At 36.5% G+C, this 13,826-nt stretch carries 13 protein-coding genes; 6 read left to right on the top strand and 7 right to left on the bottom strand.

The genetic code is table 11. The features are described 5' to 3' along the window. The first annotated feature begins 54 nt into the window (after positions 1-54). Entirely contained in the window at positions 55-393 is a 339-nt protein-coding gene (locus FTV34_RS00865; protein ID WP_180039986.1) for a hypothetical protein, read from the top strand. Between the two features lie 46 nt (positions 394-439). On the opposite strand, the gene FTV34_RS00860 is transcribed toward FTV34_RS00865, so the two are convergent. The 7 genes from FTV34_RS00860 to FTV34_RS00830 form a co-directional block, all read right to left on the bottom strand. Beyond that, the gene (locus tag FTV34_RS00860; protein ID WP_180068475.1) at positions 440-901 is read right to left on the bottom strand and encodes a GIY-YIG nuclease family protein; all 462 of its coding nucleotides are present in this window, start codon (positions 899-901) and stop codon (positions 440-442) included. A 30-nt stretch (positions 902-931) separates the two neighbouring features. Beyond that, positions 932-2,491, bottom strand: coding sequence for a type I restriction-modification system subunit M (locus tag FTV34_RS00855; protein WP_180068473.1), 1,560 nt, complete (start codon positions 2,489-2,491; stop codon positions 932-934). Positions 2,492-2,544: 53 nt separating this feature from the next. Continuing rightward, on the bottom strand, positions 2,545-3,783 hold the full coding sequence (locus tag FTV34_RS00850) for a restriction endonuclease subunit S (protein WP_180068471.1): 1,239 nt from the start codon (positions 3,781-3,783) through the stop codon (positions 2,545-2,547). Further along, entirely contained in the window at positions 3,783-5,354 is a 1,572-nt protein-coding gene (locus FTV34_RS00845) for a type I restriction-modification system subunit M (RefSeq protein WP_180068469.1), read from the bottom strand. The genes FTV34_RS00850 and FTV34_RS00845 overlap by 1 nt, the downstream gene beginning before the upstream one ends. Before the next feature lie 110 nt (positions 5,355-5,464). Continuing rightward, positions 5,465-6,460 (bottom strand): hypothetical protein, encoded by a 996-nt coding sequence (locus tag FTV34_RS00840; protein ID WP_180068467.1) that lies wholly within the window; start codon positions 6,458-6,460, stop codon positions 5,465-5,467. Between the two features lie 45 nt (positions 6,461-6,505). Beyond that, positions 6,506-7,618 carry an inovirus-type Gp2 protein gene (locus FTV34_RS00835; protein ID WP_180068465.1) on the bottom strand — a complete coding sequence of 371 codons (1,113 nt, stop codon included), beginning with the start codon at positions 7,616-7,618 and terminating at the stop codon, positions 6,506-6,508. 239 nt (positions 7,619-7,857) lie between these two features. After that, positions 7,858-8,082: an AlpA family transcriptional regulator gene (locus tag FTV34_RS00830; protein WP_180068463.1), complete on the bottom strand. Its 225-nt coding sequence runs from the start codon at positions 8,080-8,082 to the stop codon at positions 7,858-7,860. Between the two features lie 103 nt (positions 8,083-8,185). On the opposite strand from FTV34_RS00830, the gene FTV34_RS00825 reads away from it, so the two are divergent. From FTV34_RS00825 to FTV34_RS00805, 5 genes are all read left to right on the top strand, one after another. After that, entirely contained in the window at positions 8,186-9,577 is a 1,392-nt protein-coding gene (locus FTV34_RS00825) for a hypothetical protein (protein ID WP_180068461.1), read from the top strand. Between the two features lie 277 nt (positions 9,578-9,854). Beyond that, positions 9,855-11,099, top strand: coding sequence for a hypothetical protein (locus FTV34_RS00820; RefSeq protein WP_180068459.1), 1,245 nt, complete (start codon positions 9,855-9,857; stop codon positions 11,097-11,099). Positions 11,100-11,233: 134 nt separating this feature from the next. Then, positions 11,234-11,521, top strand: a complete 288-nt coding sequence (locus FTV34_RS00815; RefSeq protein ID WP_180068457.1) for a hypothetical protein — start codon at positions 11,234-11,236, stop codon at positions 11,519-11,521. A gap of 33 nt (positions 11,522-11,554) precedes the next feature. Then, a complete protein-coding gene (locus tag FTV34_RS00810) occupies positions 11,555-12,589 on the top strand; it encodes a DUF932 domain-containing protein (RefSeq protein ID WP_180068455.1) in 1,035 nt (344 codons plus the stop codon). Between the two features lie 177 nt (positions 12,590-12,766). Beyond that, positions 12,767-13,822, top strand: a complete 1,056-nt coding sequence (locus FTV34_RS00805) for a YqaJ viral recombinase family protein (RefSeq protein ID WP_180068453.1) — start codon at positions 12,767-12,769, stop codon at positions 13,820-13,822. The last annotated feature ends 4 nt before the right edge of the window (positions 13,823-13,826 follow it).

The raw sequence follows: 13,826 nt of genomic DNA, 5'->3' as shown, positions 1-13,826 counted from the left end.
TTAAAATGTTAAAATAGCACTTATTAAGTGCATTTCATATACAACGGAAGGTTTATGGCTATTTTTAATGAAATATATAGTGATTCTTTTTATTTACTGACAGAGTCAGGAGAAAAGTTATTTCCATATCAACAAAAAAATAGAAAAACAAGACAAATTAGTTTTCGTGTAGGACGTGAAAGTTCACATAATTCCCTTACTCATAAAGATCCAACAAAAAGAGTATTGGAATTAGATGAACATGAAATGTTTGACTATGTGATTAATCAAGGTGCTTTTGCTCGCTTCCATATTCCAATGGATGAAGGTCTACAATCTAATTATCGTTCAATCCATAGCAGCGATATTAAGGATGTTGTGATTCACCCTGGCTGGTTACATCTAAAAAAGTAAGATAAAAATATCACTGCATGACGATGGTCATGCAATGATAAATAAGTTAAGCCTTGTTTGAAAATACAGCTATTTCTTCATCAATAATATTTAAAGCATTCCCTTTGGAAATAATAAAGTCATACTGATCTTTCATTAATTTACGATTAAGTAAAGGATGTTTTTCATCATCTAACTGATTAATCAATCCTTTTTCTGCTTGGGCTAAAGCTTTCGCCAAATCCGAACGCGTTTTCACTTCCGCAAATATAAGCTTTTTTTGACCTTTAGGTGTTTCAACAAGTCCATCAATCAACTTAATACTGTTAAAGTGAGCCTTCATACGTGTGCGAATATTCTCAGACTTTCCAACGTAAAGTGCTTCTTGATAGCCCCCATATTCTCTATAAAAAATATATACGCCTGAAATTTCAGGAAGTAATGATAAGTCAAAGTTCTTTACATTCTCTTTCAATGTACTTGAACTTCTCAATCCTATAGGCTCATGCCAATCTAGTTCAACATTCATTTATTCTCCCCCTTTCTTTCTATTTAACAATCAAATTTTAAACGGATAACGAACACCCAACTCGTCACAAAATTTTCTTATATCCAAATCAATCTCTTCTAAATTTTCATCTATTTTTTCCAATTTTAGAGCCACATCGTCAATATCAATTTCAGGCTCAGGTTCGAATAAATCAATGTAGCGTGGGATATTCAGGTTATAGCTATGCTCAACAATTTTTGTCCGTTCCACATAAGCGGATATTTGGGGTATTACTTTTTTGGTACTATATATTTGTGTAATTTCAGCAATTTGAGTTTGCGAAATAATATTGAATGCTTTCTGCTTTTCGCAAAATTCTTTGGCATTGATAAAGAGTACTTTATCGTCTACTTGTCTATTTTTCTTTAAGACCAACATGGCAACTTCAGTGTCTATCACAGGAGATAGATCTTTCGCCAAGCCAACCACCGCATCAATACAATTTAGCTGTTCAAGCAAAAACTTACGAATAACCCCTTCAGAGTCACCTCTAAATAAAACCCCATGAGGAACAAGTACGACAGCAATGCCATCATCCTCTAGGGAATAAACAATATGTTGTATAAAAGCAAAGTCAGCTTTTGACTTTGGTGCTAGCTTTCCATAAGGTGCAAATCTTGGATCACTCTTTTTAGCATTGTCATTATTCCAAGTTTGTGAAAACTTCGGATTACACACAATGACATCAAATTTCATATCCAAATGTTTTGGCTTTTCTAAAGTATCTTCGCTTTCTAATTTTAGTTTTGAATAATGATAGCCATTAATCAGAAAATTCATTCGAGCTGTTTTTAAGTTACCATCGATTAGGTCTTGCCCATAGATTTGATCTACAAACTCTAAAGTTTGATCAGTCTGAATCAACAATGAACCAGAACCAAAGGTAGGATCATAGAGGCTACGAACTCGGCTTTTTTCCGTATGAATGATACTTGCCATTAATGCAGACACATGAGCTGGCGTATAGAAATCTCCTTTTTTCTTGCCCAAATTCATCGCCATAAATTCAATTAAACTAAAGAAAGCACCCCCTAAAATTTTAGGATAATCTTTCGAGTAGAATTGAATTGCATTCAAATCTACCAACATTGAACCTAAAACCTGATTTATAGCTTTGCCAGAACTCCCCAATAATGAGCTTGATGTATTAATATCGCTCAATAACCCATCAAAGACATCTTTGGATTGATCTGTTAGGTTTTGTTGAAAATGCAGAATTGCTTTATCAAACTCTTCTAAAAAGTAGTATTCATTATTATTGCTATAAGCCTGAGCAAATGCTCCGATCAAATGTTTAGGTGCAATGAAATATCCTAAAGAATCTTGTGCCTCTTCTTTAAGAGCAAGCATCAGGTCTTCATGCTGATGCTCATCTAGGACAATATACTCAAATTCATCTTCTAAATTTTCATTTGCAAACTGTTCAAATTGCTCAGATAAAAATTTGTAGAAAATCAGACTTAAAGCCACGTTTTTATACTGAGTAATATCTTTAGAGCCAAAATGCTTCTGAAGCCAATCCTGCAAATTTTGGCTTAAATCTTTAGTTTTTTGTTCTATGTTCTTCATGATGAAATCTCAATAAAAAAGCAGTATTGATGTTGCTCAATACTGCTTTTACTTTATACAAACATTTGCTGTAACAAGCCTTTTTTCCATTGCTTGGTTTCTTCAATCTGCTTTACAACCTTTTCAATTTTTTGGTCAATGGCGGAGAGGAAATTAGCGATTTTGGTTTGTTCTTCTAGGCAAGGAAGCTCAATCATACATAAACCAATTTCACCCAAATTAATCTTCTTAGGAAATGCTACATGAATAGTTCTTTCATGTAGTTCTCTTTGAAAATTTTGAGATTTAATATACTGATCGATAAACGAAGAATTATCCTCATTTTTGATCTTAATGAGTGCCAAACTCACATAAAAAGAAGCTCTTACATCCCAATCAATTAAGCGACTAGTGCCAATATCACCAATCCGAGTCATTAGAATGTCACCTTTTTGCAAACTGATACGCTTCAACTCAGCTTGATATACATCTTCAGCAATAAACTTCGTATTTGAGAAATCATTCGCTGTGACATGTTCAACACTATAAAAAGGTACACCTTGCTCAACATAATTTGGCGTTTGATGTGTACCATCATAAATATCTGCAATATCTTTTAGCTTATAATTTCTCCACTCCCCAAATTCACTTCCATCATCGGCTTTAAAACGAATTTGCTGACTAAACAGTTTTTGCATCATACCTTGTTTATATTGGCTCAGCAGTTCATGTTTTTGGGTCAGTTGGCTAATCTTTTCATCCACAGCGGAAAGAAAAGAAGCGATTTTGGTTTGTTCTTCTTTGGATGGAGCAAATAAATTAAGATTCATAACATCTGGTTTAGTAATATTTTTCATACTATCACTTGTACCTGATGCTAAATCTCTAATCTGATTTAAGCCTTGGTCCGAACCCAAATAAAATGCTAACCAGCGAGTAACAGCTCTATCTTTATTAACTTTCAGTTGCCATAGGCGATCTGGTAAAAAAGTTTTCGCAGGAGCCTTCAATACGTAAGCATTCCTACCAACTAAAAGTGGTGTATTCATACGGCTCATTAAAATAGAATCGTCTAATACACGTTCTTTTAATCGCTCAATTTCGACCTTTAGAAGAACTCGCTTTCTTTCACCTTCTTCAAAATACCCTGAAGAAATGCAACTCGTTTTTAGCACTGAATATTGATCACTTTCAGGTTGAATATCTTCAGAATTTACTGATACTCCAGCATCTAGTGACTTAACAAGGTCTTTAATTTTAAGACCATCCCAATCCCCATCAAACTCTTTAAATCGTAACTTAGGCGTAGCCATTACTTCACCTCCGCAAATGGTGAATCAATCCCTAATTCTTTACAGAATCCTGCAATCACTGCATCTGTTTTTTGACTTTCCACTTCTAAGGCTTGAAGCTGTTTCGCAATCGCATCTAAATCAATTTCAGCTTCCGCTTCAAAGGTATCGACATAACGCGGAATATTCAGGTTGTAATCATTGTCTTTGACTTCTTTTAAAGACACAACTTTGGCATATTTTTCAATATCCTGACGGTTTTCATACGCACCAATAATATTGTCTAAATGCTCAGGCAATAACTTGTTTTGATTCTTCTGCTTATCAAACTCATTGCTGGCATCAATAAACAGAATATTGTCTTTATGCTCACGGTTTTTCTTCAGAACCAACACACAGGTCGGAATAGTTGTGCCGTAGAAAATATTGGCAGGTAGACCAATGATCGCATCGACTACATTCATCTTCTCAATCAAATGCTGACGAATATGACCTTCACTTGAGCCACGGAATAACACCCCATGCGGTAATACAATCGCAAGCGTACCTTCCTCATCAAGGTGATACAACATGTGCTGAACGAATGCCATATCGGCTTTAGAACTTGGTGCAAGCTTACCAAAAGACTTAAAACGCTCATCACTTAAAAATAACGGATCAGCAGACCATTTTGCAGAAAATGGCGGATTTGCCACAATCGCATCGAACTTCATGTCCATATGCTGTGGTTTCTTTAAAGTGTCTTCTTGCTTGATATCAAACTTATAAAAATGAACATCATGCAAAATCATGTTCATTCGCGCCAAGTTGTAGGTGGTACGGTTCATTTCCTGACCGTAGATCGCATCGACATTGTTTCCGACTTCACGCTTCACTCGAAGTAATAAAGAACCTGAACCACAAGTTGGGTCATACACGCTACGCAAACGGTCTTTGCCAAGCGTCACAATACGTGCAAGCAAAGTTGAAACGGTTTGAGGTGTATAGAACTCACCTGCTTTCTTCCCTGCACCAGATGCAAACTCACCAATCAAGTACTCATAAGCATCACCCAGTACATCGGCTTCAGTATTGGAAATATCAAAATCAATCGCATCTAAATGTACAAGGACTTTAGAGATCAGCTCATTTCGATCTGTCGCATTGTTACCTAGCTTGGTAGAAGTAAGATCCATGTCCTCAAACAAATGAGCAAAGTCTTCAGAGGATTCAGCATCAAGGGTACTTTGCTCAATGGCTTTGAGCGTTTGAATCAGTTCATCTAAAATAAATTCGTTATTCTGAGCACGTTCAGCGAGGCTATGGAACAGTTGCGCTGGCTCTAAGAAGAAGCCCATGTTCTCAAGGCTTTCTTGTTTGAGTGCTTCTAAAAATTCTTGATGCTCTGCGTTCTCAGCATCTAAATCGGTAAATTGTAAACCTTCATCTTTTAGCTCTTGGTTGGCACTGTTTAACACTTTTTCAGACAAGTACTTGTAGAAGATTAATCCTAAAATATAGTCACGGAATTCATCTGCTCCCATTTTCCCTCGAAGGTCATTTGCGATGTTCCATAAGCGTTTTTGCAGTTCTTGAAGCTGTACTTGGGTCATGTTAAAAATCAACCAAAATCATTATTTTAGAATGCGGTTACTTTGCCATAAGCCAAATGCGATATAAAGAGTAAAACATGAAAAAGGAGGCTTTCGCCTCCTTCTTATAGTCACTTCACGATGATGATGCCTGGTGAAATTTCTTTCGAGTGATAGTAGAGATATAGATGACTCGATAAGAACTGTTGAAATGACTGCTTGACACATTCTTGATCAAAACCATCTAAGCCATGTATATCAAGTGGATCTGCGTTCACCTTAAACATATACGTAGAGTGTTCTATTGCTGAATTAAACCCTGCACTCTGATTCGGATCTAACAGTATTGAGTTTGTAGTAAAAATTAATTTCCGATCTGTAATCACAAAAATCTGTGTGTAATATGCGCCAGAAAGATCACGGTATGTCCTGTGAAACAAATGAAAAACACCTTGTTCATTTTCATGCAACAATTCACAAACGACTTGCTGTGCTTGAATCGAAATTTTCCTTTCAATCTCATCTTGAGTTAAATGTGCAATGTTCAATGTCAAATGATTGACTGTAACCACCACTAAATTTGCTCTTTGCTCCTTGTTATACACTTTTCTAAACAAAGCCATAACACTCTTGAGTTGATCACTCATCCACAGCTTACGCCCAGCCATATCTTTCATATGCAATGTGCTAGTAGAGAATCGTTTGAATGCATTCAAAATATTTTCTAAGATTGGTGCAATACAGCCGATATAGTTCTGATCCGATAATTGATAAGTATTGATTCGAGTCGGCAATAGCTGAATTGCTGGCTCAAGCACCTCATTCATCTGACGAATATGCTCTGCGAATTTATAATTTTGATTATTAAGCGCATATGCACCTATTGGGATATACATGTTAATCATATTCATGTAATCCAATGTCTTTTCTGATACAGGTACAATGATTTGGGCTCCTGCATATGATTTCTTTAGCTTAAACAGTTTAAAGCTTTTCTGTGTGATTACTGAGAACTGTTGTGAACAATGCTGGACGACTCCCTCACTTGCAATAAACGCATATGGTGATTCAATGGATAGGTCTGTATTTGAGTAAATATATGCTGGTTGAGCGAATGATAGTGTCATGTGTTAATTCCAAAAAATAGAGTTCAATATCGAAAATTGCTTAGGCTAATTTTTAAGGTTGTCCCGAAGTCGACCTGATTGAGACTTTTCAATCTTTCTAGTACTCGTACCAAATACCCGATATTTCTTGAGTGTCTTTTCCATCAAAAACTGATGCGTTTTAGATAGATAAGACATGACAATCTCTAAGTTTTTTCTTGCCTCTTCGTCATCGTGAGAAATGCAACCAATTGCAAGATTACGATATTTAAACTTACTCGCATTACAGTTGTGGAAGATGCCCTGATCATCTGTAACGTGTTTCCATAGCTCACCTAGCTTTTGAGCATAGTAAGAATCTTTACTATGTTTACTGCCATCCATAAAGAAAATGCAGTGATAGTGATAACCCTTTTGTACACCGTACTCTAGTTTCCAGATATACCCCTCAATGCCTTTAAGCTCGCCCTTATTCACCAAAACTTTCTTCAGGAAGAATCTCATCATATTCTTCAAATCAGACAGAGATAAATTGCTATCCGCTTTTAAAGCAAAGTCCACTCGTATAATCAGCAACTTGCAATATACTTCAAAGAGCTCGTTAATCAGCTTCATCCCTTTTTGGAATTGGTTCTGACTCCGCTCTAAACGGTTTTGTACTGCCTGCTTGTAAGCAGGTTTTTGAATTTGCAATAATATTTCATCCACTAACTTGACGAGGAAGTTTGCTTTAACCAAACCAATACGCTGAGAGTTTATAGGCGTGTTTTGGGACATACTCCAAAAGATTGGCTCTTGTAGATATGTAAGTTGGTGCTGTGGCACATGCTTCTTTACCGCTTCTACAAAAGTATTGATTTCAGGTACATCATATTTTTCATCTAAATTGATCGTATGACATAGTGTAGAAAGTAATTTATGCAATGTCGTATTGGATGGTCGATAATTACCTTTATTATCCAATATATAAAGACTATCCACCGTCCCTTCTTGATCATTAAGCTGATTGATATGCTGAACGATACTGATAACCTGTATAGCATCTTGCACTTCTGGATTAGCATGAATCTCTAACTTATTATCATCCGTTTGAACCACAAACATTTCTTCATAGTTCACAATATTTTTAAAAGCTTGATTTACATTAAATTGCTTAGAACTATCTACTTCTTTGTTCATATATAACTCTGATATGTAAAATTTAAGTTGAGTCTCCCTAGCCAATGCCAGTAGAGCATCGGCTTGTATAACTCAGTTGTATGTTCTTTTAACATTAAGATATTGTTTATTAATAATATTAATTAAACATATATCCTAAATTATGACTGCTCAGCATCTACGAAATATTGGTTGATACCTAAGATTGGTATGCCCAATAGAATCGAGTTCTGAGCCCAGTTTGTATAATGGAAAGTTAATCAGCTAAAACGCTCATTTGCTTTGCTCTCCAACCATTCTAAAACCTCATGTTCCAACCACCCCACAGCATTACGACTCAGCCTGAGTTGCTTAGGAAAAGTCTCGTCATAACGACTAGACTTTTCATTTAATTTTTCATATAAAGTCGAACGACTTAGACCACTTAACTTACTGACTTCACTAAGTCTAATGATCTGCATTTGATTTCTGTTGATTTTTTCCATGTGTGCTCTGCACCCTTGTGTTAAGTACAGAACAATATTGGAATAACAATTTAGGAATTGAATTAAAAACTTTTTTCCTAAAATACCCTTTAAAGCTAACTCAATGAAAAAACAAGATAATTTATTATTATTTGTAGAAGATTCTGCTTTTTTTCTAATTCAAGCCATCTTAATGCTTGAATATGAAAGGTATCACGCAACTACTCAATGCCCATATATCTTTGAACAGTTTACAGAGGTCAATCATTTCCTTTCGAAAAAAATTGATCATCTGATCAAGCAGAATAGTCATGAAGTTAGCAAATATGCTCTTGAGTTAGTAAGTGATTGGCATTGTAAAAAACATGATGAGGAAATTCTTCGATTTGATTTACTTCAAGCATTTTGGTGGGAATACCAAAATAGTAACTATGGTTTCTTTCAGCAGAGTACAGACTATTTCAAAATACCGTATAAGCCATTAAAATCTTTATTTTTTACTTGGATTCAGGATGTCTTCAGAGAATTCCCTGAGCATGTACAGAGTATCAATATATTAGCTAGACAATACAATCTGAGATCAATCAATAAACTTTACTCAATTGAAGACTACTTTGTAGAACTATATGTGAGTTATTATTGTATTTATGAAAGACTATTCGAAACACCCGAAGAAATTTATACAATCATAAAAAATATCAATCATTTATCACCATTCAAAGATCTAATACAAGGTGGCAATGACTTTCAGGTATTAGAAAAAAAACCCAACGATTCTGATTTTTTAATTGGACTTCAAGTACCAGTGAGAGCGCAAAGTAATATGATAGATGTTCTTCATAAAGTTTTTTTACAGATGATTAGCATGTTACTTCTAAATCAAAAAAACAACCATCATTTAGAAGCTCAGTTACAGCAAGCTGTTGATATTGCTACCAACCTCATAACGCTTCAAAAGAGAAATAAATATCCACTCACTCAGAGAAAGTCTCCACTCAGAGCCTTAGAAGCACTACTGTATCAAAACTTTAAAAACAAACATCCAACTCAAAGCTCTACTGACTTTATGGAGTATCTTCAAAATTTATTTATAGATAAAGGCTTTAAAACAACTCTTGAAAAATCATCAAATAGTAGCTCGGATAGAATGACCCCTCTCAATACAAATGATCTTCTCCTTTGTATAGATATTCAAAGTTATCCACCTTTATTGAATTTAAAAAAAATAGCTCAAGAATATCCACCTACTCCTAGGCAAGACACCTTGCTACAATACTTGAAACAACACAGTACAGTTGAAATGAATTTTGGCTCAATCCGTAAAAACACCACTAATATTTCTAATAGATTTTACGAATATCTTAACCCTACTAGCAAAACATCAGATGTGGAAATTTATAACCCTGATCCTGAAATAATTGGCACAACTACAGTGACGCTCTCAGCCCTTCATAGTAAGGATAATGATCTTGATATCGAAAAAATGCTTCAAAACATACAAGGCAGGAGAATTTAATTTTTCCTTTCATAAAGATGACTTAGCCTAAAATTCCATGGTAAAAGCTTATCTTTCCAAGCACAATAATCTTGTGTTAATTAATAAAATACATGCTTGACTCACCCATAGATTGAGTTAATAATTAGCGCTGGTGATATTGACCTTGCTAGCACATGGCAGAAAAATAATTGAAATACTTATCTGATTTTTTATTCATAGCTGTGATCTTTAAGTTGCGCTGTGAGGTAAAAAATGTGCGCCTCATAGAAAAAATGCAACGATTAAAGGTGCAGATATGCCGATCTCAAAACACATCTCATTATTAGCGGAATGTTTAAACTCACCTGTTTGGGCAGTTCCTGATTCAGAAAAAATTTCTTGGTCATTTAAACATTCTCATGGATATGATCTTTTAGCCTGCATGTGTGATCTCAATAGATATGATTTCGAACACATTGGTTTTGTATCCTCAAGCTTAATGCCATTTGTACCTACTTATCAGCCTTATTCAGAAGACCTTAATCTAGAACTTTTAAATGCCATTCGGCAAAAAATCAAAGACAAACTAGACTTCACCGAAGATCAAAAACATACCTTAGATATTCTTGTTGATCGTATTGCAAGATACGGTTTCATTATTGATGAAAGTATCATTAGACATCCTGATCAGCTTACTGCTATGGTCAGAGAATTGTATGATTCTGAAGACTCAATTCTAGATCATCTCGACAGCCTTATCGAACTAATTGACAACCTGGCTTATGTTGCAAATCATAAGAAAAATAAAAAATTGCAACCTGTTCAGTATTGGTTATTACACTGGTGTTATGCAACTTTATTCAAACATCAAACTGCGCTAGAAAAACAGATCATTGCGGGAAATAGACTTCCCTCTAAATCTAAAGCATTGTTAGATGTATATAAGCCTTACTTTGACGATGCTTACCCTGCTCTCAAAAAATATTATCAAATTTGCCTAGAGCTAAAATTTGATCAAACAGTTGAATTACATAATAATTTAAATAGTTTCCTCGGTTCTCAATACTATGAAACAACCCATAGTTTTGCTGTAATTAACCCTCAAAAGGAGTTTGATTCATCAGCTCTCTTCGATTCAACTGGAAAACTTATTCCTAAAAAAACTACTAATCTTTTTTATGAAATAACTGATACAAATTACTTGGATTTTGAGAACGCTAATGCCTTCGACCAAGTTTTGTACTACAACCTAGAATCTAATTTATCTAGAATAGAAGAAGCCATCTTATCCTACGTCAAACGACTCTTTAGAAAGGATGATGTTGGATATGACCTCCACTTTGAAGATGGTGGTTTTGTTGATAAATATACATATTTATTTTCTGATGATTTTCTTAAGGAAGTTCAAGAGCGATATCAAGACATACATCCTTCAACTTTAAAGTACTTAATTGAACCAAGGGCAAATGAGCTCTTTAGTCACATGTATCGATACTATATAAAGCATCAAAATTTCAATGGCTACATACTCCCTCCAATCAATAGATCAGTAGAGACATAAACGTATTCTATTTTTTTTGAGATACATAACACCCTAATGAGAATCATGAAACTCTTTAGAGTCCCCATAGACATTTGAATATAAAGCCTGTCATCGCGCAGGCTTTTTTATGCCCTGAAATTAGGAGTCGAGCCATGAGCTTGAATTGCCCATTTTGTCATTCAACGAATGTAATGATAATTGAAGGAAACATACAGCAAACAAATTCAATATTATCAAATCTTGCATCACCCGCAGCATTAGGTGCCTTAGGCACAACTGTTGCGAAGTCTTTGAACTTGCCTCCCATCGTTGGAGGAATTGCAGGAACTGTACTCGGTGGTTTGTTTAATTCATTTACAGAGCAAAGCATACCTCCGCAGCAAAGCTTGTGCTTCTGTCATAACTGCTACAAAAAGTTCCCTCTTCAATATCTAAATTAATAACAAATCCAATTTTTAATAAGGAATAAAACTATGGCACATCAAATCGAACAAATGGCCTATGTAGGTGAAGCCCCTTGGCATGGTCTAGGCAATCAACTCACGCAGAATCAACCGATAGAAGTGTGGGCTCAGCAAGCCGGTATGGATTGGCGTATTGAATCATCTAATGTCAGTTACATGGCTCAGAATGACCGTGGTCAGAACATCATCCTACCGTTTGAAGAACAGCGTGTGTTGTATCGCTCAGATACACATGCACCGCTATCTGTGGTCAGTCAGCGTTATCAGGAAGTACAACCGAAAGAAATCTTGGAGTTCTACCGTGATCTGACAGAGCAATCAGGCTTTGAGCTTGAGACCGCAGGTGTACTGAAAGGTGGGAAGAAGTTTTGGGCTTTAGTGCGTACAGGGCAGACGTCTGCTTTAAAGGGTAAGGATGTTAGCAATGGCTATGTGCTCTTAGCATCAGCCTGTGACGGTACGCTTGCAACCACGGCGCAGTTTACGAGTATCCGTGTGGTATGTAATAACACTTTAGCGATTGCTCTCAAAGGAGCATCTGCGAGTGCAGGTGTGGTTAAAGTCCCACACAGTACCAAGTTTGATGCGGAGAAGGTCAAACAACAATTGGGGATTTCAGTGCGTGCATGGGATGAGCACATGTATGAAATGAAACAACTCACTCAACGTAAGGTTAGTCAGCAAGAAGCTAAGGCTTACATGGATGCTGTGTTTAACAATAGCACCATGTCAATCGCTGATCCTGAAGAGAACATTATTCAGTTCTATCGTCAGGTTGCACAAAATGCTGAAGCTCAAAACAAGGCTGAACCAAACGGTAAAGCCATGACCAAAGCCTTAGAGATGTTTAATGGTCAAGGTCGAGGTGCAGAGTTGTCTTCTGCTAAAGGCACTGCTTATGGACTATTGTGTTCGATCACTGAATTTGTTGATCATGAACGTCGTGCCATGAGTACCGATCACCGTCTAGATTCAGCTTGGTTTGGTGCAGGTGCAGGACTCAAGCAACGAGGACTCGAACAAGCCCTGTTTTTAATCGCCTAAGCTGAATAAACATTTACCTCGCAAGCCTCAATAATCGCTGATCAAAGCACTCACGTAATTCTCTCAATTTATTCAACAAGTATAAGCCATGTATAGCGCCATACCCGACTTCGTGTCGGGTATGGCTTTTCTATGCCTGTCTTTTTTACAACAACTCAGATTTATAAGGATAGAAACATGAATCAAATGACACCCATTTCACCATCAACCAACACGATGACAGCAACAGTCATTCCATCGAACCTTGGTACTAAACGTAGCAGTGGTGCAAAGCGTTTAGTGAATACTAAAAATATGGAATATCAAGATTGGCTTGAAGTCCGTAAACAAGGCATTGGTAGTAGTGATGCAGCAACGGCATGTGGATTAAATCCGTATATGTCGATGCTAGAGCTATGGCTGATCAAGACAGGTCGTCAGACTCAATCCATTGAAGATGAAAGTTCAGGTGTAGCACCGCTGTATTGGGGTAAACAGCTTGAACCTTTAGTGGCTGAATACTACAGCATGCACACCAATAACAAAGTTCGTCGTGTCAATGCTGTACTTCAGCATCCCGATCCTGACAAGTATTTCATGTTAGCCAACTTGGATTATTCCGTGGTGGGCAATGATGAAGTTCAAATTTTGGAATGTAAGACTGCCGGTGAACATGGCGCTAAGCTTTGGCGTGATGGAGTACCTTTGTATGTGCTGTGTCAGGTACAACATCAGTTGGCAGTTACAGGCAAACAATCAGCGCATGTCTGTGTACTGCTCTGTGGTCATGAAACCAAGATCTTTAAAGTAACTCGTTCTGAGTCGGTGATTGAACACATCATCAATGCAGAACGATATTTTTGGCAGTGTGTGGAAACGGATACACCACCATCGGTGGATGCAAGTGAATCGGCAGCTAAAGCGATACAGCAATTGTATCCAGCACATGTCCCACTTTCAGTCGAGGACTTCTCAGCCAATGAGAATGCCAATCTCATGTTCGATAAGCTCATTAAACTCAAAGAGGATATTCAGCATCAGCAAGAACGATTCGATCAGCTCAAACATCAAATCCAAATGATGATGCAGGATAAAGAACGTGCGGTGTTTGCTCGAGGCTCAGTGGTTTGGAAGAAAGCCAAGGACTCGGTAAGTCTAAACCTTAAAGCACTGCTAAAACATCAACCTGATTTGATTGAGCAATATCCGCTTAAAAAATATGGAAGTCGAAGGTTCAACATCTATCAAGAATGATAAA

Origin of the sequence: Acinetobacter sp. YH16038 (genome assembly GCF_013417275.1) — a bacterium.
In the GTDB taxonomy this organism is placed as follows: Bacteria; Pseudomonadota; Gammaproteobacteria; order Pseudomonadales; family Moraxellaceae; genus Acinetobacter.
Note: the sequence above shows the minus strand (reverse complement) of the source record. Positions and strands in the feature narration are given on the sequence as shown.

Coding starts and splice junctions, on each gene's coding strand:
- FTV34_RS00865 (WP_180039986.1), top strand. CDS start 55: ATGGCTATTTTTAATGAAATATATAGTGATTCTTTTTATTTACTGACA.
- FTV34_RS00860 (WP_180068475.1), bottom strand. CDS start 901: ATGAATGTTGAACTAGATTGGCATGAGCCTATAGGATTGAGAAGTTCA.
- FTV34_RS00855 (WP_180068473.1), bottom strand. CDS start 2,491: ATGAAGAACATAGAACAAAAAACTAAAGATTTAAGCCAAAATTTGCAG.
- FTV34_RS00850 (WP_180068471.1), bottom strand. CDS start 3,783: ATGGCTACGCCTAAGTTACGATTTAAAGAGTTTGATGGGGATTGGGAT.
- FTV34_RS00845 (WP_180068469.1), bottom strand. CDS start 5,354: ATGACCCAAGTACAGCTTCAAGAACTGCAAAAACGCTTATGGAACATC.
- FTV34_RS00840 (WP_180068467.1), bottom strand. CDS start 6,460: ATGACACTATCATTCGCTCAACCAGCATATATTTACTCAAATACAGAC.
- FTV34_RS00835 (WP_180068465.1), bottom strand. CDS start 7,618: ATGAACAAAGAAGTAGATAGTTCTAAGCAATTTAATGTAAATCAAGCT.
- FTV34_RS00830 (WP_180068463.1), bottom strand. CDS start 8,082: ATGGAAAAAATCAACAGAAATCAAATGCAGATCATTAGACTTAGTGAA.
- FTV34_RS00825 (WP_180068461.1), top strand. CDS start 8,186: ATGAAAAAACAAGATAATTTATTATTATTTGTAGAAGATTCTGCTTTT.
- FTV34_RS00820 (WP_180068459.1), top strand. CDS start 9,855: ATGCCGATCTCAAAACACATCTCATTATTAGCGGAATGTTTAAACTCA.
- FTV34_RS00815 (WP_180068457.1), top strand. CDS start 11,234: ATGAGCTTGAATTGCCCATTTTGTCATTCAACGAATGTAATGATAATT.
- FTV34_RS00810 (WP_180068455.1), top strand. CDS start 11,555: ATGGCACATCAAATCGAACAAATGGCCTATGTAGGTGAAGCCCCTTGG.
- FTV34_RS00805 (WP_180068453.1), top strand. CDS start 12,767: ATGAATCAAATGACACCCATTTCACCATCAACCAACACGATGACAGCA.